Source organism: Limnohabitans sp. Rim11 (genome assembly GCF_001269365.1).
In the GTDB taxonomy this organism is placed as follows: domain Bacteria; phylum Pseudomonadota; class Gammaproteobacteria; order Burkholderiales; family Burkholderiaceae_C; genus Limnohabitans_A.
Genome location: NZ_CXOM01000002.1, coordinates 648263 through 669674, shown reverse-complemented (window position 1 = coordinate 669674; position 21412 = coordinate 648263). Strand labels below are relative to the sequence as shown.

Genomic DNA, 21412 nt, shown 5'->3' with positions numbered 1-21412 from the left:
AAGACCCAACTCAAACCTAGGAGTTACCTACCATGTCTTTCTATACCTCGCTAACCGGACTGAATGCTGCCACCGCCATGTTGGGCGTGACCAGTAACAACATCTCCAACGTGGGTACCACTGGTTTCAAGCGTTCACGCGCTGACTTCGGTGACATTTTTGCCACATCACCACTGCAAAAAGCTTCTTCTACAGTGGGTCAGGGTGTGTCACTGAAACAAGTGTCACAGGAATTCTCACAGGGTAATATTTCTTTCTCGTCCAATGCGCTGGACTTGGCAGTGACCGGTGACGGTTTCTTCCCAATGCGCTCAGCTGACGGCTTGCAAGAACTCTACACACGTAACGGTTCTTTCTTGCTGAACGAACAATTTAACGTGGTGAACTCTTCAGGTCAGCGTTTGATGGCGGCGACCGTTGACTCGACCGGTTCTGCGAACGTCAATGAACGTGTGGTGTTGACCATTCCACAAAAAACATCGGGTGATGCCAAGCAAACTTCTTTGGTGTCTTTGGGTTTGAACTTCCCAGCTGATGCGGCCGTGATTACCGAGCCCTTCAACCGCTCGAACCCCGCCACCTACAACAAATCAACCGCCTTCACGGTTTATGACAATGGTGGTAACGGTTACTTGGCCACTATTTATTACACCAAGACATCGAATGCGAACCAGAACGTACCGTACAACAAATGGCAGACCAACGTGTTCGTGGGAGAAGATCAGGTTAATGCGTCATTGGTGCAAGCGACCGATGCCAATAACGAAAAAATTTACGTTAACCAATATGGTCAAACCAAGCCTTACAGCGAAGTTAAAGATGAATTAACCACAGCCAAAACACAACTGTTTTCATTGGATGAGTTGACTGCCAAGAAAACGTCTGTGGCAGCCACCACCACTGGCAACATTGTTCCCGAGTCAGGTGCAAACAGCTACGACTGGGTTGCTGGCCTGACCGTAGGTGACTCAAAGTTAACCCCTATTTTGACGGCGAACGCATTCACAGTTGACGTCGATGGCAGTGGCTCACCTGTCACCGTTGATTTGACCAAGTTGGCCTCGCTGCCTGCCGGCACCAGAATCACTGGCGATTTAATCGCACAAGAAGCGACCAACCAATTGATCAGCAAGTTTGGTTTGTCTAGAGGTACCGCCACCACAACCTCAACAGCATTGCCAGCCTCCAATGCCACAGCTGGCACCGTTGTGACCACAGTAGGAAGCGTTACAACAACTGTTGTGACCACTTTACCAACAGCTGCCAGCGGAAGCACACCAGCCACAACAGGCAGTGTGGTGACCACCGTTGTGAGTCCAGCCGCCAATCAACGCTACGGCATGAAAGTGGGCTTTGATGCGGTGAACAAACAGTTCTACTTGGAGTCAGGAACCACAGGTGACACTTCCAGCATTACGCTCTCAGCAGTCAGCGCTGGCGCTGCAACAGCTTTGGGCTTGAAAGCAGATACCGTCGGTACAGAAACAGTTGCCACGCGCGGTATTCCTTCTACACCTGCCATCACTTACGGCTCAACGCCTACAGTGAATACAGCCACCAACTTCAGTGTTGATGCAACCAACAACAAATTCATTGTGACGGTCGACGGCATCAAAGCTACAGTGACATTGGATGTTCGTGAATATTCTTTGGCTGAATTCACACAAGCCTTGCAAGACAAAATTAATGGCATTCAAGAAGTGCGTACTGACGGCCTCACACCCAAAGAAATCAATGGTGTGAAAGTTGAATTTGACACTACCAATAAGGCGTTCAAATTCACAAGCGGCACCACAGGCGCTGATTCGTTCATCAAAATTTCTGGCGAACCTATTTGGGGCTTGTCAGCTGTTGAAGCCGGTCGTGGCGAAACTTCCAGCTGGATTCAACCTACACAGCACATTGATTACGTCAATGGCACACCACAACCTAAGTACATCGATGCGCAAGGCAATGAGACCACCAGCACCGACGGTTATGTAGGTCTGCCCGCCTGGTCACCTGTTTACTTGGACAAGGGCGAGCTGACCTTTGACACCGGTGGTAATTTGGTGTCACCTATCGAAGGTACGCAGTTGGAAACTGTTTACTTAGCGGGTGGTAAAGGTGCTTTGAAAATTAACATCGATTACTCAGCCTCTACTCAGTACTCTTCAGCGTTTGCTGTGTTGTCACAGTCTCAAGACGGCGCCCCAGAGGGTGACTTGGTGGGCGTGACCATCGGTAACGACGGCTTGGTGAGTGCTTCATTCTCCAACGGCTCACAAAAATCTTTGGCCAAAATTTTGCTAGCCAACTTCTCAAGCCCCGTGGGTTTGCGTCAGATTGGTGACTCTAGCTTCTTGGCTTCTGCGGCTTCTGGCAAACCTATTCTGGGTACACCAGGTTCGGCTGGTTTCGGTACCTTGCGTGCTGGTGCAACAGAACGAGCCAACGTGGACTTGACACAAGAATTGGTGGACTTGATTACCGCACAACGTAACTTCCAAGCCAATGCCAAAGCCATTGAAACGTCCAGCACGATGACGTCGGCCATCATTAACTTGCGTTCATAAACAACGCTCAACTGACTTAACACCAGGACACCAAAATGGATCGTTTAGCCTTTAACGCCGCGGCTGCCATCAATGAAATGCGGACCGGCCGCCAGATGACAACCAATGAGCTGGCCAACGTGGCAACGCCTGGTTTTAAGCGAAGCTTTGAGTCGGCCATGATGACCTTGAAGGTTCAAGGCGCCGGTTTTGAATCTCGACTACAACCGCAAGCGTTTTCAAGCGACAACATCAACATGAAGCCTGGCGTGATCATGAAAACGGGTCGCAACTTGGATGTGGCCATGGACGATCAGGCCGTAATGGGCGTCACAGCACCGAATGGGGAATTGGCGTTTACACGTCGCGGCGATTTAAAACTGAGTGGTACTGGTGTCTTGGAAACAGGAAACGGTGCGATTGTTCGCGGTCAAAACGGAGGGGCCATCACCATTCCGCCTGGTTTTTTAATTGACATTGCCAAAGACGGTTCTATTTATGCGACAAACCCAGGTCAAGCTGAAGTAGCGGCACCAGTCTTGATTGACCGAATTTTGTTGCGCGATGCCAGCGAAGTGAACTTGGAGCGTCGCGAAGACAGCTTGTACCGAATTGTAGGCAAGCCCAACGAAGACATTCCCGTCACAGGCAAATTGACCACCTTGTCACCCCAAACACTTGAAGGCTCCAACGTCAACGCCATGGAAGTGATGGTGAAGTTGATGGACCAGAGCCGGACATTTGAAATGCAAGTGAACGTGATCAAACAAAGTAAAGACGTTGACGAGTCGGGCGGCAGCATGATGCGCGCTTCCTGATAACGCCGAGTATTTTTAACAAATAACCAAACACAAAAGGAGCTTGCCATGGACGCTAGCATGTGGGTTGCCAAAACTGGCTTGGACGCGCAGCAAACGCGCATGAACGTTATTTCCAATAACTTGGCCAACGTCAACACAACAGGCTTCAAGCGCGACCGCGCCGTGTTTGAAGATTTGCTTTATCAAAACATTCGCCAAGCGGGTGGCCAAACAGGCGCCAACACACAGGCCCCTACGGGTTTGATGCTGGGTACCGGTGTGCGCATTGTTGCCACTGAAAAGCAACACGCCCAAGGCAATATGGTCAACTCCCAAAATCCTTTGGACTTGGCCATTGCGGGTGAAGGCTTCTTTCAAATTGCTCAACCCGATGGCACCATTGCCTACACCCGCGACGGCAATTTCAAGCTCTCCAACAGCGGTCAAATTGTGACGGCCAACGGTGCCTTGTTGCAACCCGCCATCACAGTTCCCAACACCGCTTCCAGCGTGACTTTTGGTCGCGATGGCACGGTGTCGATCGAATTGGCTGCAGGTGGCTCACAGATCATTGGCCAAATTCAGTTGGCACGTTTTGTCAATCCAAGTGGTTTGCAATCCAAAGGCCAAAACCTGATGAAAGAGTCGCCCTCTTCAGGCGCACCGCAAGTGTTGCAACCTGGCGTGGCTGGCGCAGGCAGCTTGATGCAGGGTACGTTGGAAGCTTCCAACGTGAACGTGGTGGAAGAAATGGTCAACATGATTGAAACCCAGCGTGCTTACGAAATTAACTCCAAAGCCATCTCTGCAGTTGACGGCATGTTGAAGTTCATCAACAACAACCTGTAATTTAAGGCTTTAAGGCAAATCATCATGAACCAGCTGACAAGTTCCGCTTCTAAGTTTCGCACTGCTTGCATTCGCGGTGCCGCATGGTGTGGTGCTGCTTTAGCGGCTGCCAGCCTTACTGCTTGCACCAATGTATTGCCACCCCAAGCCCTGACACACTCCCCTCAATTTGAGCCTGTGTACCCGGTACCTACAGCTCGCGACACCCTGGCCACTGGCGCCATCTATGTTGGCCGTCAAAGTGACAGCTGGTTTGGCAAAGGCCGCAACTTCCAAGTCGGCGACGTCATTACGGTGTTGCTAAACGAGTCGACACAAGCCGCTCGCACACAAAACGGCACGATCACACGCGACTCTTCCAACACCCTTGCGCCCGCAGGGTTGCAAGCCTATGGTGCTGGTCTGGGCGGTCTCATGAAAGGCATCAACATGACCGGCGGCTCTGTGTCCAACAAGGGCACCGGCGCAGCCGATCAACAAGCCAGCCTGAACGGCTCTGTGGCAGTGGCGGTGGTCGAAGTCATGCCTAATGGCAACTTGGTCTTGCGCGGCGAAAAACAACTGGCCTTGACTGAAGGCACCGAAGTCATTCAAGTGGCCGGCATCATCCGTCCTGAAGACGTCGCACCCAACAACACCGTTCAATCGCGCCGCTTGGCCAATGCCCAAATTGCATATCGCGGTACGGGCGACTTGGCCAACGCCACTCGCGCTGGCTGGGGCACCAGTGCTCTGCTCAAACTCTGGCCCTTCTAAGCAGCATTGTTTAGAACATCACGCACAAAGATTGTCATGAACAAACTCATTCAAATTTGCAAGTCACCTTGGCTCGTCATGCTCACGGTGCTGTCCTTGAGCTGCACCAGTGTCATGGCCGATCGCATCAAAGACCTGACCACAGTGGCCGCCATGCGCTCTAACCAACTCATTGGTTATGGCTTGGTGGTGGGTTTACAAGGGACAGGTGATGGTGCTGACGTATCGTTCACCGCACAAAGCATGAAGACCTTGTTAAACCGTTTGGGTGTCAGCATGGAAGGGCCTTTGTCTGACTTTGAAACAGCTTCCAGCTCCGGCAAGCTCGATATCAAAAACGTGGCCGCCGTCATGGTCACAGCAGAGCTTCCTGGCTTTGCCAAGCCCGGTCAAAAAATTGACATTACCGTATCCGCCATTGGCAAGGCCAGTAACTTGCGCGGCGGCACCTTGCTGCTGAGCAGCTTGCGCGGTGTCGATGGCGAAATTTATGCTTTGGCACAAGGCGCATTGACAGCCACCGGCATCGATGCAGCAGCTGCTGGCTCTAAGGTGGCCATTGGCGTGCCCACAGCAGCCCGCATTCCAAGCGGCGCCACCGTTGAGCGCATTGTGGACAACCCCTTTGACAAAGCAGACCGCATTGTTTTGAATGTTCGCGAAAGCGACTTCACCACCACCAACGCCATTGTGAGCGCCATCAATGGCCGCTTTGGCGCCGATGTGGCCCGTGCTTTGGATGGTGTGTCTATTACGTTACAAGCCCCGCAAGATTTAACCCAGCGCGTGGCCTTCATGAGCATGGTTGAAAACATGGACGTCATGCCCGGCGAGCCTACTGCTCGGGTGGTGGTCAATGCCAAGACAGGTACCGTGGTCATTAGCCGCAATGTGCGGGTCAGTGCTGCGGCTGTGACACACGGCACCATCTCTGTATCGATTGCGGCCACCAACGAAATTTCTCAGCCTGGTCCCTTCAGCCAAGGCCAAACAGCTGCGGTTCAAAACGCCGAAGTGAAAGTCAGCGAGCCCAACAAGCCCATGTTCTTGTTCCAGCCCGGTGTTGATTTGCGACAAATTGTGGATGCCGTCAACCAAGTGGGCGCATCCCCCTCTTCCTTGATTGCCATCTTGGAAGCCCTCAAAACATCTGGCAGCTTGCGTGCCGAACTGATTGTGATCTAAGCGGCAATCGCTTCGAACATCACTGGCACAACACTTGCTGTTAAACCATCATGGACGCCCTTAACAATTCCACCACCAGCTCTTACCTCGACTTTGATGGTCTAGGTCAGCTCAAGGGACAGGCGCGTCAAGACGCTAAGGGCGCCATCAGAGAAACAGCCCAGCAATTTGAGGCTTTGTTCCTGCAGATGATGATGAAGTCCATGCGCGAATCCATTGTGAAGAGCGAATTGTCTGAGTCCAACACCATGGAAACCTTTGAGGGCATGTTCGACAAAGAAGTGTCTGTGCAGTTGGCCAAAAAGAACAGCATGGGCCTGGCCGACATGCTGGTTAAAAACTTAGAACAGCAACAAGCCAACGTTGCCACAACGGCAGAAATTTTGAAACAGCGGCAAGATCCTGCCGCTTTTACCGCCAAGCCTATGCCTCTGAACCCCGTTCAGTTGGGCATGCCTTTGGACAAGCTATTGCCCAAACAAAATGGCTTTGCCTTGCCCAAGCCACAAATGTTTCCGCTGAATTTGCCAGCCAAACCCATTAGCGGGAGTGGCTCATGACCGATTTAGTTAGCGTTGCCTCCAATGCGGTCCAGTCGTACCAACGTGCGCTGGGCACCGTGTCCAACAACATTGCCAACGTATCGACGGACGGCTACTCACGCCAAGAAGTGGTGCTGGCTGCCAACCCGGTGGCCAAAGTAGGTACGGTTTATTTGGGTACCGGCGTGACGGTGGACACCGTCAAGCGCCAGTACGACACCTTTGCCGAAACCAACCTGCGCAACAGCAACAGCGAACTCTCTAGCCAAGAGCCCATGGTGAACTATGCCAATCGCGTGATTGACATCATGGGCAGCACCTCGATGGGTTTGAGTGGTGCACTCGATCAGTTTTTCAATGCCGCTCGTGATTTATCGTCTGACCCCGCCTCCACTGTGATGCGTGGCAGTTTCTTGCGCGACTCCGAAAATTTAGCAGCCCGCTTTGGCGAACTGTCGGGTCAATTGGATTTGGTTCAAGAAGAAACCGACGAAGCCGTTAAAAGCTACGCCAATGCAATGAACACCATTTTCAAGCAACTGGCGGCTGTCAACACGCAGATGACCAAGCAGAAGTCTGTCGACCTGCAGCCTGCCGACTTGCTCGACCAACGCGACGTGTTGCTCAAAGATCTTTCGAGTTATGTGCACATCAAGACTGGCTTTGCAGAAAACGGTGCTGTCACCGTCAGCTTAGGTCCCTCCCTCACACGCGATGTGGTGGTGGATGGCGTGAAGTCTTTCATGTTGGGCACCAACTTCAATTCAGCGGCCCCCGAAAAAGTCAGCTTGGTACTCGATCCCTACGGCGCATCGACCACCCTGTCTGGCATCAGTGGCGGCAAACTGTCGGGCATCATGAGTTTCCGAGAACAAGTCTTGGGCAGCAGCCGCAGTTCTTTGGACACGCTGGCCAACAACTTTGTCAAAGAAGTGAATGCCATTCACACCAGTGGCATTGATGCCTATGGCAATACAGGCATTGAGCTGTTTACCATTGACACCAACTCTGTAGGGGCAGCCGGCACCGTCAAAGTGAATTTGAACGACCCCCTCAAAGTTTCTGCTGCCGCCCAGTTCAGGATCATTGAAGCGCCCAACAACACCGGCGGCGCCGATGCTGGCATTGTGTATGTGGGCAAGCCTACCAATGGCCCGCCCGACATCACCTTGGCTTTGGTCAACAACCCTAGCTCGTCGGCTGCCATCACGGTCAAGCCCACTGTGTCTAGGCCTGTAGCTGCTGTGGCCACCATCCCCAATGGTTTAGAAAACATCAGCGTGCTGATGGGCGAAGCCGACCCTGGCCAAGAGTTGCAAATTTTCACGCGCGATGGCCGCCAGTTGGCTGGCAAAAAGGTAGACACCGCCACCCAGAGCCTGATCCTGACAGAAGCCAATGGCTTTGCAACCAACGCCAGCTACAGCGATACCTACTTGAATGTGAACGGCGCCAACAGCTACAAAGACATCAATGTGTTTTATGGCGCCAAAGCCAGCGTAGGCGCTGTGCTGCAAGCCGACAGCACCGAAACAGACCCCACCAAGCACAGCACCTTGGCCAAAGTGGCTGTGCCGGCCACCTTGCAAAGCGATCGCATTCAAACAGGTTTAACTTCCATTGCCAGCGGCTTGTTTAAGCTCAATGGCGTGACCTTGCCAGAAATATCGGTGCTCACAGGCACCCTTCAAGCCTCCGACATTGCCACCAAAATTCAAGCAGCAGGTATTTCAGGCATTACTGCGAGCGCCAAAAACGAAATTCACATTCCAGTGAATCAACTCAAACTGGATTTGCCTTTGTCACTCAAGAGTGGCAACGCCAGCGGCTTTACCGTGATCAAAGCGGTACCCACTGGCCTGACCAGTGTGCAGGGCTTGATCGATGCCATTAACAGCAAAAGCAGCAGCACTGACGTGCGAGCCTATTTGGGCAGCGATGGCACTTTGGTCTTGACCAACACCACAGGCAACGAAGGCAAAGACATTGCCATTGACAGCTCTGCCTCACCCAATGCTCTGGGTTTGAAAGCCATCACTTATGGTGGTCAAATTAGCATCAGCCGCGCATTGGTGGACGGTGTCGATACCCCCATTGAGCTTGGCTTTGCCAACGGCGCTCCCGCCGACTTGGCCAAAATGGGCTTCAAAACAGGCGCTTATTTGTCGGGCACAGCCGACGAAGATTTGTTGGTGTTTGTCACAGGCCCTGGCGAAGCCAAAGTTTCCACCGGCTATACCGGCAAACCGATTGACGCCAAGCAGGCCTTGCGAACCGCTCCTTTGCAAGTGCGCTTTGATTCGCCCACCCACTTCAGCATTGTGGATGTCAACACCGACACCGTGGTGGCTTCGCGCAATTTTGACCCTAACTACCTTGAACCGGCCTTCACTTACCAAGGCATTCAAATTTCGCTGTCTAACCCGCCTAAAGCGGGTGACATCTTTGTCATTGATGGCAACAAAGACGGCACCGGCAACAACGAAAACATGTTGGCCTTGATCGATTTAGAGTCAGAACCCGTCATGGGCGGTGGCAAAACTTTCGCTGCGGCCTATATCGACAACGTGAACGACATGGGCAACATTGCCCGTCAAGCCACCATTTCGCAATCGGCACTGCAAGTGGTTTACGACCAAGCACTGTCTGCTCGCGACCAAGTGTCGGGCGTGAGTTTGGACGAAGAAGCCGCAGACCTGGTGCGCTACCAACAAGCCTACCAAGCCGCCGCCAAAATTTTGCAAGTGGCCAGCCAGCTGTTTGACAGCGTGCTGCAAGTTCGTTGAAGTGCGTGAAAGCTAAACCATCATGAAAATTTCAACCCGCCTTTTGTTTGACCGAGCCTCCGCCCAAATGAGTGGCGTCCAAAGTAAGCTGACGCAAACCCAAGCGCAGCTGGCACAAGGCAAACAAATTATCAATGCCAGTGATGCGCCCAACCAAGCGGCCACCATTCAGCGTTTGAAATCGGTCTTGAACAAACAAGACAGCTATCAAAGCTCTTTGAACACCATCAAGGCCAGACTGGAAGGGGAAGATACAACCCTGAACAGCGCCAGCAACTTGCTGGTTCGGGCCAAAGAAATTGCCGTGCAAGGTGCCAACGACACATTGAGCGTGCCCGACAGAAAAGCCTTGGGCACAGAAATGCAAGCTTTGCGCGACCAGCTGCTTAGCTTGGCCAACACCAAAGACAGCAACGGCAACTACTTGTTCTCTGGCAGCCGCGTGAAGCAGCCCGCCTTTGTAGAAACCGCCAATGGCAGCCCGGTGTACATGGGCGACCAAACCCGCATGAATGTGCGTGTGGGAGAACAGCGCAGCATTCCCGTTAACCGCACAGGCACCGATGCCTTTGTGCCGGTGGCACGGCCAGACACCAACGGCAAAGCCACTGGCGTTGGCTTTTTCAAAGTGCTCGACGACTTGATTTCTGGCTTGAACAACTCCAAGGGCGATGACATTCGACGTGGTGTGGGTGAGCTGGATGCCTTGACACAAGGCGTGAGCTTAGCGCAAGCACAAATTGGTACTAACTTGAATGTGGTGGATCAGCAAACAGCTGTGTTGGAAGACACCACCCTGAATTTGAAGACCACCTTGTCTTCCATTGAAGACCTGGACTACGCCAGCGCCATTACCAAAATGAACCAGCAAATGATGAGCTTGGAAGCGGCGCAGGCCAGTTTTGCCAAGGTGAGTCAGTTGAATTTGTTCAACTACATCAAGTAATTGAAGAGACCTGAGCCATGGCAACAGATACCATCAGTGCTTTAGGTGCCGGCTCTGGCGTTGATGTGAAAGCATTGGCCACCAGCTTGGTCGATGCGGAGAAGGCGCCGCGGAAAGCGGCCATCGATGCCAAAATCAAAAAATCTGAAGGGGGTATTTCGGGCTACTCGGCAATTAAGTTTGTATTGGGTGATCTCAAAACTGCTTTTGCCAATTTAAAAGATCAAAGCGATTTCAACTCGGTGGTTCCTCGCGTGAGCCAGCCTTCGGCCATTAGCGTGACAGCCACAGCCACAGCCAGTGCGGGCAGTCACACAGTGAACGTGACCAACTTGGCAAAGCCACAACGCAATATTTCTGGAGAAAACGGCGCTGGCTTTGCGACTCCCCTAACGCAGTTAAACGGCGGCGCAGCTTTTAGCTTGGTCCTTAAAAAAGGCATTGACCCCACGCCAACCAAAGTGTTTGCGCAAGGCAACACTGCAAGCGTTGGACCACCTGCGGTGAACGCCACACCTTCTACATCGACCCTTACATTCAAGGCCATGGGCACAGGCGACACCGTTACGGTGAATGGCTTGACATTGACTGCCAACAAGGCCCTGACAGCCTCTGAAGTGGGTGAAATGTTTGACCAATTGGGCAATGGTGGCGTAGCGGCAGCAGCCATCAACAGCGACGCACTGGCCACCTACGGCACATTTTCTGGCACCTTTGCCGCTGGCTATTCATCAGGCGTGAACAACAACGGCGTGCTAACACTGACCTCTGCTGCCAATGCAGCGGCAGACATTGCCACCCCTACAGCCACTCAATTTGCAAATAGCATTGCCATTGCAAGCACCGCCACCACGCCTGCGGGTATTGTGGCTGCCATCAATTCTGCCAACCAAGGTGTGAGCGCACAATTGGTAAACACAGGCGATGCCAGCGCCCCTTTTAGAATTATGGTTACGGGCACTACAGGTGCTAGCAATGCTTTCTCGCTTACCAGCCTGGCTACAGGCGGCGGCACAGTGGCCAACGTGAATTTTGGCACCCAACTTCAAGCTGCAGAAAACGCAGCACTCACAGTGGATGGGATGGCCATTACCGCCAGCTCCAATCGAGTGACAGATGCTATTGCAGGCACTACTTTGGAGTTGTTTACCACCACCACTGGCAACGCTAGCCTAGACTTTTCTCGAGACACATCGGGCGTTAAAACCAAAATACAAGCCTTGGTAACCGCCTTCAACGATGCCAACTCCATGTTGGGTGTGGTGGCCGACCCCAAGTCAACTGTAGAAACTTATGGTGCTACTTTGGTGGGCAATTCCATCGTGAGCACTGTGCGAACTCAAATGCGCGCCATGATTACGGCCGATTCCAATTCGCCCGCTGGTGGGTTGACTGCTTTGCGCGACATTGGCCTCACCATTAGCCGCACGGGTGAGTTGGAACTAGACGCCACCAAGCTTGACAGCGCCTTGCAAAACAAATTTGACAATGTGGTTACCCTGCTAACGGCCAACAAAGAAAATCAGAGTTCGTTTAGCGTATTGCCGGCCGGCACTGCAGGTGAAGCCGTTAAAAAACTCACTTCCATGTTGGATACCAGTGCGGCATTGACCACGCAAAGCACCAACCTCAGCACAAAAATAGCTTCTTACCAAAAAGAACTGGCGGCCTTGGATACCCGAATGACCGCCATGCTGGCCAGGTACAACAAACAATTTGCCGCCATGGAATCGATGGTGGGCCAATCTAAGAGCCTGCAAACCAGCTTGAAGAGCACCTTTGAAGGCATGATGGCCAGCTACACCAACAAATAATTAGCCCCCTTTCTCCTCTGTAGAAGCATTTTTTTTCAAAAAACTTGAAATTCGTCCTCAAGTTTGGCTTTGGCCTGCCGATTCACCAACCACTGAACTTCTCTTGACACTTTCTGAGTGCAGGAGACCGGTGGTACTCGGCATGTTCAGCATGCTTATGAAGAAAAGGACGGACAACTATGGTTTCCGAAATCAGCAATATTGCTAGAGGGGGTGCCGGCGTCGCAGCAGCGCGGCCGAGTGCCCCTGCGTCTGCAAGTTCACAAGCACCCGGCAGTTCGGCCATCCAAATTCCTGAAACACCCAAAGTTCTAGCCCCTAAACCAGTGGCTATTAAGTTTGATGCTTCAGAAGTTAGGCAGAACTTGCAAGAAGCTGTGAGCATGCTCAATCAACAAATGGCATCCACCAAACGTGGTCTGGGTTTCCAGATTGACGAGGCCGTAGGCGGTCCCGTGGTTACTGTGCGTAGCGCAGAGACCGGTGAAGTGGTTCGGCAAATTCCCAATGAAGTGGTGGTGCGTGTAGCGCACAACATTGAGAAGGTCAAAGGCCTGTTACTAAATGCTCATGCGTGAAGCGAAAGCTAAAAACATTGCATTATTTTAATCAACACACTCAAGTAATTTCTACAGATACCGAATCAGCAAGTAACAAGATTTCAAATTGGATTTCTTGTAACTTCGTTAAAACCCTTGAAGGAGAAAATCCATGTCAGTTATCAATACAAACATCAGTGCAATGGCTGCCCAAAGCTCATTGCGTAAAACTGGACTCAACCAAGACACAGCAATGGAGCGCCTGTCAACAGGCATTCGCATCAATAACGCAAAAGACGATGCTGCTGGCTTGGCCATCAGCACACGTATGACTGCAAATATTCGCGGAATTTCTGCAGCCATTCGCAATGCAAACGACGGCATCTCTTTGACGCAAACAGCTGAGGGCAGCTTGTCTGCGATTGGCGATAACTTGCAGCGTATTCGTGAATTGGCCGTTCAGTCTGCCAACACGGGTAACAATTCTTCTGACCGCTCTGCACTAAACGCTGAAGCAACACAGTTGGTTGCTGAGATTGACCGCGTTGCGAATAACTCTGCATTCAACGGCATAAAGCTGTTGGACGGTTCTTTTCAAAACCAATCGCTACAAGTTGGAGCTGGTAATGACTCAAATGACCGTATCACTATATCAATTAGCAATGCAAAAGCCAGCTCATTGGGCGTAGGATCAGGTTCTAGCTACTCCACTACCACTACTTCACTCACAGTTGGTTCTGCTGCGATTACGACAGCAGGATCAGTAACAATCAATGGCTACAACGTTGGCGCAACTGTTGCTGATGGCGTTTCTTCAACTGGAGATAAATCTAGCGCAATTTCCAAAGCTAACGCCATCAACGCGATTACCGGTCAAACTGGTGTGACAGCAGTTGTAGGTGCAACAGTTGTAACGGCAATCGCTGGTTCAGCAACCGCAGCTACCTTTACACTGGGCATTAATGGTGTTACTGTTACAGGCACTACTGATGCCACTGCTAAGGGCGCAGCTAGCTCAATTGCTGCCGCTATTAATGCTGTCAGCTCACAAACTGGTGTTGTCGCTAGCGTCGACTCAGGAGCTACTGGTGCTTACACTTTAACTGCCGCAGATGGTCGCAACGTTGACCTCACTACAACATCAGTCGGCCAGTCTGGTTTAACTGCTGCTACCAGTTATGGAAAACTTAGCCTGACTTCAAGCCAGTCGACAGGTATTACTGTGGGTGGCACGGCTCTTAGCGCAATTGGTGCAACAGTCGGTTACAGTGCTGCTACCGCTACAGCAGGTGCTGGTGTTTCATCTATAGATTTGACAACCGCAGCAGGAGCGCAAAGTGCATTGTCAACGCTTGACAAAGCGATCAACACGGTAACCGACTCTCGTGCAGCAATGGGTGCTTATCAAAATCGTTTGGCAGCAACCATCTCTAATCTTGAAACCACTTCTGTCAATTTGTCAGCTTCTAGAAGCCGTATTTTGGATACAGACTACGCAAAAGAAACGACCAATTTAGCAAAGGCACAAATCATCACACAGGCTGCTACAGCGATGTTGGCTCAGGCAAATCAGAGTGCTCAATCAGTTTTGGCTTTACTCAAGTAAAGTTAAACATCTAAAAGGCCACTTTACAGTGGCCTTTTTTTTTGCTATTGTCGTTAGCATATTGACACTATTTAAAAATGATTAATCACTCCGCTAAGATCAAATTTAATAAAATCTTAAAATCAATCGAAAATAGCCTCGCTCAAAATAAAACAAATCAAGCTATTAGATATTTACTAGAAGCCTATAAATTAGAACCTCAAAATTATGCTGTACTAAATGAACTTGGCACTTGCTACTCAAGAATTGGAAACTTTCGTGCTGCATTAGATTACCACTTAAAAGCACACGAGCTTTCAAAAGAAAATCCTATAATATTAGCTAACATAGGGATCGATTTATTTAAATTAGAACAATTCGAGTCTTCAATTGATATTTTTATTGAGGCACTTCGGATTGATTCTAAAAATCTACTGGCGCTTAAAGGCTTAATTTCAGTTTATCATAGTCTTGGTGATAATAAAAATTTATGTGATGCAAGTATCAAAGGCATCACTTTATCCCCTTCTAGTTTTGAATTTCATCTAAATCTTGGCCTGGCATTAATTGGTCTTTATAGACTTGAAGAAGCAAAGTATTCGCTTGAAACCGCTTTAACTTTAAATCCAAAATGTACGGAAGCGAAATTAAATATTGCTCTTGTTTATTCAAATCAAGGAAGGCATCTCGAAGCAATAGAAATTTATGAAAATATTTTAAATTCTAATAATCAACCTCATTATGACATTGAGGCCACAATCAAATACAATTTAAGTTATGCATATTTAACAATTGGAAAAATACAAGAAGGCTGGCAACTGTATGATAATGGCCTGAGTAAGTCGGTTCCCTTTTATCAAAGAAGACGTCCCAATCGTTCTTTTTCAGTTCCTCGATGGGATGGTCAAGAAATTGGTTCTGGCACTCTTATGATTTGGGGCGAACAAGGTCTTGGTGATGAAATTCTTTTTATGAGTCTCATCTCAGATGTTTTATTAAAATTTAAAAACGTTATTTTAGAATGCCAACCTAGGTTGGTATCAGTTGCTCAAAGGTCTTTTCCTAACATTAAGGTGCGGCCTTACTCTTTTGACGAAAATGGAAATCAACTAATTTTCGACTACACTTATCACGTTCCAATCGGTTCTTTAAACAAACATTTTCGCAAATCAATTTCAGACTACGGCAGTAAAAATTCGTACTTAATCCCTTCTCAAAACAACAATCATGCATTCAATGAGTTAATTCAAAATAATCTTGATAAATTGATTATTGGAATATGCTGGCGAAGCGGATTGATTACAACTGAACGCTCTACAAACTATATTCCCCTTTCTGACTGGGAGGCTATTTTTTCAATCCCCAATGCAGTCTTTATCAATCTTCAATATGGCGATTGCGATGAAGAATTAACGCTCGCAGAAGAAAATTTCAATGTCAAAATTCATCGCTGGCCTGACATTGACCTGAAGAATGATTTGGAAACTGTATTTTCGTTGATTTCACAGTTAACTTTCGTTGTAACTGCGGCAACTGCAGTTTCTCCAATGACATTTTCAATTGGAACGCCCGCTCTAACTTTCAAACCTTCTCTAGACTGGACGAATTTGGGAACAACTTATTTTCCATTTTCAAAAAACATGATTACCTTTACACCCCAAAAGAACGAAGAGTTTAAGTCTGTTTTAACTCACATAGCAAACTACATAAACAAAAAATTCCAACTTGAAAGTTGAGGCTGTAATTTACATCTATTCAATTAAATTCCAATTGATTGGTGTTCCACGTTTAACATTACGGTTCAGTTTCTTACCAAGAACCACATCCAAGTATTTGGTAGGCAAGCCTAAGCCTGGGCGGATGACGCGGACATTATTAAGTGTCAATTTTTCACCAGCTTTAATGTCTTGGGAGATATAAAGAGATCTCCTGTATACCATAGACTTTTTTTCTGTTTCACTTGCACCGTAACTAACGGCTCCAAGTGCTCGCCATGCGCGCTCGGATTCCTCTACGAGTTGCTTCATTTCTGAAGGCTCCATAGAAAAAGCACTATCTACGCCACCGTCTGCGCGACTAATTGTGAAATGTTTTTCTATGACTGTCGCACCCAAAGCGACGCTTGCTATAGCTACGCCAATTCCCATAGTATGGTCTGACAAGCCTACTTCGCAACCGAACAGTTCACGCATGTGCGGAATAGTGAGAATATTTGTGTCACTGGCATTGGCTGGATAGGTACTTGTACACTTTAAAAGTATTAAGTCTCTGCAGCCAGCTTCTCTGGCTGTACGCACTGTTTCATCTAGTTCCGCAATACTTGCCATGCCAGTTGAAATAATTAAAGGTTTACCTGTAGCGGCAACTCGGCGAATTAAAGGCAAATCTGTATTTTCGAACGAAGCAATTTTGTAGCAAGGTACATCCAAATTTTCCAATAAATCAACAGCTGTATCATCAAATGGCGTACTGAATGCAATGATTCCCAATTCGTGCGCTCTATCGAAAATTGATTTGTGCCATTCCCAAGGTGTGTATGCCTCCCCATATAACTTATAAAGCGATTGACCAGCCCATAAGCTGTTGGGATCAGCAATGTGAAATTCACCTTCATCGAGATCAAGCGTCATTGTGTCAGGTGTATATGTTTGGATTTTTAAAGCGTGCGCGCCACACCTAGCTGCAGCATCAACAATTTCAATTGCATGTGCCAGTGACTGATTGTGATTGCCAGACATCTCAGCTATGATAAAGGGCTCAGAATTTGAACCAATTTCGCGATTTCCAATTTTCATTCTAATTTTCCTCAGAACTAATATGTGACTGACTTGAGAGTAGCCTTAATGCACGCCTGCCCGATCGCATAATTTCAGATGCATTAGGGCCCTCATTGAAAATCAAATCTATAGCACTTGCATAGGGAGTAAATGGACTAAAACATTGCGCATAATTCGGATGTTCATAATTGTGTATCGAAATTTTTATACCACTTCGATTAAAAGTAGAAATATCATCCTTCAAATAATCTTCAGCACCAATTGTAGAAAGATAGTGATTTGCGCCTACCGCTTCACATATTGCAGCAACATGTTCACCTCGCTTACCTCCCACATTTAGGTCACTGGCGAGAACAGTTGGAGTTGTGACTTTTAATTTTCTTGCCATCCATTTAATAATGCAAAAATTAATTTCAACAAGCTTATTAGAATGACTTGAATTTTCAATTAAATCGATTAATTCTTCAAAATTTTCACGAAAAAACAAAGCCTTAGAGTAATTGGCTTGCAGCGTTGTAATAATTTTTTTTAAAAAAAATAAATTAACAATTTCACAATCTTTAATTAATTGTCCTGTTCGTCCAGATGTCTGCACGGGAACAGTGATAAATTCAAGTCCTTTAGGTGTTCGTATACGATTCCTCTGCTGCCAAGATTGCTTAGAAAATGAGACGTCATCCAATATAACAAATACATCACTTTGATCTGCAAGATCAAACCAACCAATCCATGGCATAAATGTAGGTTGCGCAATTACACATGATTTTTCACTCATCATATGGCTATTTATTTTCGGCCCCAAATTACGACATCATCATTTGCAATAACTACACCACTTTGAATATTTTCATACTTAGCACTCAATACATTCATGTGATTTAATTTTTCAAAACTGTTCTCAATCATATTTGTCAGTTCATTTTTCTCGTAGAAAACATTTAAACACCCATCCTCACCAGTTTCCTTGCAATCTAATATAAAACCATTATTTTCAACTTTTCGTCCACGTCCATACCGCCAATCCTGGCAAGTTCGTGAACGCAAGAAAAAAATACCTCCTTCACAAAGGGAGGCGCTACAGAAATTCAAAATATTTTGAAATTGAGCACGAGGAATGTAGTAGTTAAAACTTGGAAGTATGATTGCATCAAATAGTTTTTCAAATACAGGAATCTCTTTAGACAGATCCATCGTTATTAGATTTGCTGACTTGCTTTCACAATTAAGATTATGAGAGGCATTACTCAAAGATTCGCTGGATATGTCTATGCCAATGACTTCCCATTCATATTCTTGAAACAGAATCAAATTATTGCCACTACCGCATCCAAGCTCCAAAACACGTCCTGGTTGCTCATGAAGTCTCTCTTTGAAGAACATACGTACTACGTATTCGTCTGGAAACCTTAAGCCCTGCAAATTTTTTAATTGCTGCATGTATCACCCACTGCGGCCAAAGAATTGGCATGTAATTGCTTTCACCACCTTTGCGCCAAACTCAATGTCCTCAAAGGATGTATTGTCATCAATCCAAAATTGAAACACCTCTTGCGCTAACCGTTCAGCCGCAGGCATTGATGGATGCTTACTTTCGCAATACCAGTGCCCTGGCAAATACCAATGACTCACATTCACCCCTCGTTCCCGCATCATTTCAGCTAAGCGGTACTGATCAGCCCAAGTTAATCCAGGCAAACGACAAGTAAAACGCCAAGGCACTGAACCAGTACTCATACCCACAGGAATAAATCTACTGCCCACTAATTCAGCGTTCCACAAAGCCACTTTTTGCAGTCGAAGCTCAATTGACTTCGGATAATTTTCAAGTGCGACATAAGCAGCATACGAAGCCCCAGCTGGAAAATCCAATTGCAGGTAAGGAGCGTATCCATTTAGCAGTCCGGCAAATGCAACTGGAACGACATTTGACCCACCTCGCAGACTTTCTCTGGCAGCGTCAAACCGACTCCGAAAGTTAAAATAGATTGCTCGCCGATGATCATCTGGCAAGATTTCAAATGATTGAAGTGTGGCAGCTACGTTATTTGCAAAAACAGCATTTTTAAATAGAACGGCCGCACCACCGACCTCGATATGCTTGCTTTTGCCAAACGAAATTAAGCCAACATCGCCTTGGCCACCAACGATTCCAAATTCATTTCTAGAACCCAGAGCCTGTGCCGCATCATCAATGACTAATGAATTTTCTGTAGTGAAATATCGACGCACTACAGAAAGGTCTACCGGGTTTCCATACGCATGCACGACAAGCGCAACTGTTGCGCCAGAAATTTGAGCTCTAGCCCATTCGGACTCAAGAACATTTCCATCTAATAAGTCGATATCACAGAAAAAAGGTTCACATCCAGCGCCAATAATTGCGGCAATCACGTCATGACAAACATTTGCCGACAAAGCGACGCGACCTACATTACCTAATGACACCCATGTACGCAAAACAGCCATCAATCCTAGCGCAGCACGCGAAACGGGCATGGAATAAGGAGCATTAAAGTCGCGCTCAAGTTTGCGATACAAAAGAAAGTCGAGATTAGGAGACATCTAACAGTATCCTCAGGAATTTTGAAAATGCCTCAGATCGTCCAACCATCACATCTTTTGAAGCTACAGACATCCGTCTTATTCGGTCTGGATCGTTTATCGCACGGCTGATTGCAAATTTCCAATGAATGGAATTCAGCAATTCAGCGTCGCCTAAATTGTCTACTGCACCTAGACGATCAAGAATTTCTGCATCTTCACGCTGATTTTCAGCAGTAATTGCAACCAAGCTGGGTAGACCAAAGATGCACCTTTCCCAAGCAGCAACTCCACATGTCCCAATCCCCATATCTGCCTGCTGTATTAGCTTTGACATTTCATCTGTAGCGTCCAACACACTGATATTTCTTAGCCCGTTGGTACAGGCATGTATCATGTCACCAAATGGATTTGCCGGTCCAAGTACGATGGTACTTTCGGGCGCCTCCGTTCCAAGAGAACGTAGTGCCTCAATGACTTTCAATGTTTGATTGCCCGGATCCGTTCCGCCAAAAAATACCAATAAGCGCTTCACTTTGCCATCTCGTACAAAGTTCAGACCTTCTCCATCAAATTCATTTCGTAAACAAGCGAATTGAGGCCCAAGAAAGAGCATTGCGCTCTTTGGAAGCAGCTTTAAATATCGTGCCTGCGGATTTTCGTGAAGATTTTGATCTAATAGGAAATCGCAGTCATGATAGCGATTAGCTAAATCATCAATTACCAGAATACGCTTAGTGTAGGGTCTCATCTTTGACTCCCACTTTTGGTCGAGAAAGTAATGATCCACAATTAATAGATCTATCCCTCCTATCTCTCGAACCACTTTGCTAGTTGCATCAAAGTCAGCATGCCAATTTGAAGTGGATTCATTTGGTAAAGTAGTTAGTTCAAAACCGCAATCGCGTACCCATTTCGCAAGACCTGCGGGGAGGCTCGAACTTAGAAACCGAACCGAAGCACCTGAAACCATCAATTTCTCACCGAGTGCTGCACATCGCATGATGTGGCCAGTGCCAGTTTTTAAATTAGCATCAGCGCGAATAAGAACCTTCATTTGTCACCAACTGATGAATTTTCAATAACACTGAACATTAGCTCAGCACGAGTCCAGTCTTCAGCCGTGTCAATGTCTTGTACTCGCCACCTTGGAATAATGACTGGCGCTGAAATTCGATCAAAGACTTTTTTCCGTTCTACCCACGCAGATGGTCTTCCCCAGTAAAACTGAGCTGCATCATGAAATGCTGAGGGCAAGTCTTGAGACCGTGAATTGAAATTTTCAGGGAAAAACATTTCCACTGAGTTCTCATTTGTCACCTTAAGTGATCTGAAAATTGGACTGGCAAACTCAGTTACTGAAAAAGCATAAGCCCAATCTCCGGATGACAAAGTATTCCACCCTCTTTGTATATCTTCAACTTGCAAAAATGGGGCCGTTGCGTAAATGCAGCACACGGCCTCAACGTTGGCGAATGTATTCAGCGACCATTTTGTTGCATGCGCAACGACATCTGTCGTCCCAACAAGATCATTTGCCAGCTCCATAGGCCGCAAAAAGGGAACATCAGCACCAAACGACTGCGCCACTTCGGCGATCTCTGCGTCATCAGTTGAGACAATAATGCTATCAAATAACCCGCTTTTCTGAGCCGCCAATATGGACCAAGCAATCATAGGTTTACCATGAAAAGGTTTTATATTTTTTCGCGGAATCCGCTTACTGCCACCTCTAGCCGGTATGACTGCAATTCTCAT

General features: G+C 47.9%; 18 protein-coding genes. 12 read left to right on the top strand and 6 right to left on the bottom strand.

Going from position 1 to position 21412, the window contains the following annotated elements; all coding sequences use genetic code 11:
• Nucleotides 1–32 precede the first annotated feature (32 nt).
• The 12 genes from AMM03_RS07835 (at nt 33) to AMM03_RS07780 (ending at nt 16072) form a co-directional block, all read left to right on the top strand.
• Nucleotides 33–2555, top strand: coding sequence for a flagellar hook-basal body complex protein (locus AMM03_RS07835; RefSeq protein ID WP_090130138.1), 2523 nt, complete (start codon nt 33–35; stop codon nt 2553–2555).
• Between the two features lie 35 nt (nt 2556–2590).
• Nucleotides 2591–3352: a flagellar basal body rod C-terminal domain-containing protein gene (locus tag AMM03_RS07830; RefSeq protein WP_090130136.1), complete on the top strand. Its 762-nt coding sequence runs from the start codon at nt 2591–2593 to the stop codon at nt 3350–3352.
• A 48-nt stretch (nt 3353–3400) separates the two neighbouring features.
• Nucleotides 3401–4183 (top strand): flagellar basal-body rod protein FlgG, encoded by a 783-nt coding sequence (flgG, locus tag AMM03_RS07825; RefSeq protein ID WP_194942819.1) that lies wholly within the window; start codon nt 3401–3403, stop codon nt 4181–4183.
• Between the two features lie 24 nt (nt 4184–4207).
• Nucleotides 4208–4939, top strand: a complete 732-nt coding sequence (locus AMM03_RS07820; protein ID WP_090130134.1) for a flagellar basal body L-ring protein FlgH — start codon at nt 4208–4210, stop codon at nt 4937–4939.
• A 36-nt stretch (nt 4940–4975) separates the two neighbouring features.
• On the top strand, nt 4976–6124 hold the full coding sequence (locus tag AMM03_RS07815) for a flagellar basal body P-ring protein FlgI (RefSeq protein ID WP_194942818.1): 1149 nt from the start codon (nt 4976–4978) through the stop codon (nt 6122–6124).
• Nucleotides 6125–6174: 50 nt separating this feature from the next.
• On the top strand, nt 6175–6684 hold the full coding sequence (locus tag AMM03_RS07810) for a rod-binding protein (RefSeq protein WP_090130132.1): 510 nt from the start codon (nt 6175–6177) through the stop codon (nt 6682–6684).
• Complete coding sequence (flgK, locus tag AMM03_RS07805; protein WP_090130130.1) at nt 6681–9452, top strand: flagellar hook-associated protein FlgK; 2772 nt, start codon at nt 6681–6683, stop codon at nt 9450–9452. The genes AMM03_RS07810 and flgK overlap by 4 nt, the downstream gene beginning before the upstream one ends.
• Nucleotides 9453–9474: 22 nt before the next feature.
• Nucleotides 9475–10398: a flagellar hook-associated protein FlgL gene (flgL, locus tag AMM03_RS07800; protein WP_090130127.1), complete on the top strand. Its 924-nt coding sequence runs from the start codon at nt 9475–9477 to the stop codon at nt 10396–10398.
• Between the two features lie 17 nt (nt 10399–10415).
• The gene (fliD, locus tag AMM03_RS07795) at nt 10416–12212 is read left to right on the top strand and encodes a flagellar filament capping protein FliD (protein WP_090130125.1); all 1797 of its coding nucleotides are present in this window, start codon (nt 10416–10418) and stop codon (nt 12210–12212) included.
• A gap of 179 nt (nt 12213–12391) precedes the next feature.
• Nucleotides 12392–12790 carry a flagellar protein FlaG gene (locus AMM03_RS07790; RefSeq protein ID WP_090130123.1) on the top strand — a complete coding sequence of 133 codons (399 nt, stop codon included), beginning with the start codon at nt 12392–12394 and terminating at the stop codon, nt 12788–12790.
• Nucleotides 12791–12923: 133 nt separating this feature from the next.
• The gene (locus AMM03_RS07785; RefSeq protein WP_090130121.1) at nt 12924–14357 is read left to right on the top strand and encodes a flagellin N-terminal helical domain-containing protein; all 1434 of its coding nucleotides are present in this window, start codon (nt 12924–12926) and stop codon (nt 14355–14357) included.
• 77 nt (nt 14358–14434) lie between these two features.
• Nucleotides 14435–16072, top strand: a complete 1638-nt coding sequence (locus AMM03_RS07780; RefSeq protein ID WP_090130119.1) for a tetratricopeptide repeat protein — start codon at nt 14435–14437, stop codon at nt 16070–16072.
• 15 nt (nt 16073–16087) lie between these two features.
• Here AMM03_RS07780 and pseI read toward each other — a convergent pair whose 3' ends face one another.
• The 6 genes from pseI to pseF are packed head-to-tail and all read right to left on the bottom strand — an operon-like array spanning nt 16088 to nt 21412.
• Complete coding sequence (gene pseI / locus AMM03_RS07775; protein WP_090130117.1) at nt 16088–17131, bottom strand: pseudaminic acid synthase; 1044 nt, start codon at nt 17129–17131, stop codon at nt 16088–16090.
• A 1-nt stretch (nt 17132) separates the two neighbouring features.
• Nucleotides 17133–17888 (bottom strand): WbqC family protein, encoded by a 756-nt coding sequence (locus tag AMM03_RS07770; protein ID WP_194942817.1) that lies wholly within the window; start codon nt 17886–17888, stop codon nt 17133–17135.
• Between the two features lie 11 nt (nt 17889–17899).
• Nucleotides 17900–18550, bottom strand: a complete 651-nt coding sequence (locus AMM03_RS07765; RefSeq protein ID WP_090130112.1) for a class I SAM-dependent methyltransferase — start codon at nt 18548–18550, stop codon at nt 17900–17902.
• Between the two features lie 3 nt (nt 18551–18553).
• Nucleotides 18554–19675 carry a DegT/DnrJ/EryC1/StrS family aminotransferase gene (locus AMM03_RS07760; protein ID WP_090130110.1) on the bottom strand — a complete coding sequence of 374 codons (1122 nt, stop codon included), beginning with the start codon at nt 19673–19675 and terminating at the stop codon, nt 18554–18556.
• Nucleotides 19665–20711, bottom strand: coding sequence for a UDP-2,4-diacetamido-2,4,6-trideoxy-beta-L-altropyranose hydrolase (pseG, locus tag AMM03_RS07755; RefSeq protein ID WP_090130108.1), 1047 nt, complete (start codon nt 20709–20711; stop codon nt 19665–19667). Before pseG ends, AMM03_RS07760 begins: the two co-directional genes overlap by 11 nt.
• On the bottom strand, nt 20708–21412 hold the full coding sequence (pseF, locus tag AMM03_RS07750; protein ID WP_090130106.1) for a pseudaminic acid cytidylyltransferase: 705 nt from the start codon (nt 21410–21412) through the stop codon (nt 20708–20710). The genes pseG and pseF overlap by 4 nt, the downstream gene beginning before the upstream one ends.

What these genes read in the sequence shown, in the direction of transcription:
- AMM03_RS07835 (WP_090130138.1), top strand. Translation starts at nt 33, where the DNA reads ATGTCTTTCTATACCTCGCTAACCGGACTGAATGCTGCCACCGCCATG.
- AMM03_RS07830 (WP_090130136.1), top strand. Translation starts at nt 2,591, where the DNA reads ATGGATCGTTTAGCCTTTAACGCCGCGGCTGCCATCAATGAAATGCGG.
- flgG (WP_194942819.1), top strand. Translation starts at nt 3,401, where the DNA reads ATGGACGCTAGCATGTGGGTTGCCAAAACTGGCTTGGACGCGCAGCAA.
- AMM03_RS07820 (WP_090130134.1), top strand. Translation starts at nt 4,208, where the DNA reads ATGAACCAGCTGACAAGTTCCGCTTCTAAGTTTCGCACTGCTTGCATT.
- AMM03_RS07815 (WP_194942818.1), top strand. Translation starts at nt 4,976, where the DNA reads ATGAACAAACTCATTCAAATTTGCAAGTCACCTTGGCTCGTCATGCTC.
- AMM03_RS07810 (WP_090130132.1), top strand. Translation starts at nt 6,175, where the DNA reads ATGGACGCCCTTAACAATTCCACCACCAGCTCTTACCTCGACTTTGAT.
- flgK (WP_090130130.1), top strand. Translation starts at nt 6,681, where the DNA reads ATGACCGATTTAGTTAGCGTTGCCTCCAATGCGGTCCAGTCGTACCAA.
- flgL (WP_090130127.1), top strand. Translation starts at nt 9,475, where the DNA reads ATGAAAATTTCAACCCGCCTTTTGTTTGACCGAGCCTCCGCCCAAATG.
- fliD (WP_090130125.1), top strand. Translation starts at nt 10,416, where the DNA reads ATGGCAACAGATACCATCAGTGCTTTAGGTGCCGGCTCTGGCGTTGAT.
- AMM03_RS07790 (WP_090130123.1), top strand. Translation starts at nt 12,392, where the DNA reads ATGGTTTCCGAAATCAGCAATATTGCTAGAGGGGGTGCCGGCGTCGCA.
- AMM03_RS07785 (WP_090130121.1), top strand. Translation starts at nt 12,924, where the DNA reads ATGTCAGTTATCAATACAAACATCAGTGCAATGGCTGCCCAAAGCTCA.
- AMM03_RS07780 (WP_090130119.1), top strand. Translation starts at nt 14,435, where the DNA reads ATGATTAATCACTCCGCTAAGATCAAATTTAATAAAATCTTAAAATCA.
- pseI (WP_090130117.1), bottom strand. Translation starts at nt 17,131, where the DNA reads ATGAAAATTGGAAATCGCGAAATTGGTTCAAATTCTGAGCCCTTTATC.
- AMM03_RS07770 (WP_194942817.1), bottom strand. Translation starts at nt 17,888, where the DNA reads ATGAGTGAAAAATCATGTGTAATTGCGCAACCTACATTTATGCCATGG.
- AMM03_RS07765 (WP_090130112.1), bottom strand. Translation starts at nt 18,550, where the DNA reads ATGCAGCAATTAAAAAATTTGCAGGGCTTAAGGTTTCCAGACGAATAC.
- AMM03_RS07760 (WP_090130110.1), bottom strand. Translation starts at nt 19,675, where the DNA reads ATGTCTCCTAATCTCGACTTTCTTTTGTATCGCAAACTTGAGCGCGAC.
- pseG (WP_090130108.1), bottom strand. Translation starts at nt 20,711, where the DNA reads ATGAAGGTTCTTATTCGCGCTGATGCTAATTTAAAAACTGGCACTGGC.
- pseF (WP_090130106.1), bottom strand. Translation starts at nt 21,412, where the DNA reads ATGAGAATTGCAGTCATACCGGCTAGAGGTGGCAGTAAGCGGATTCCG.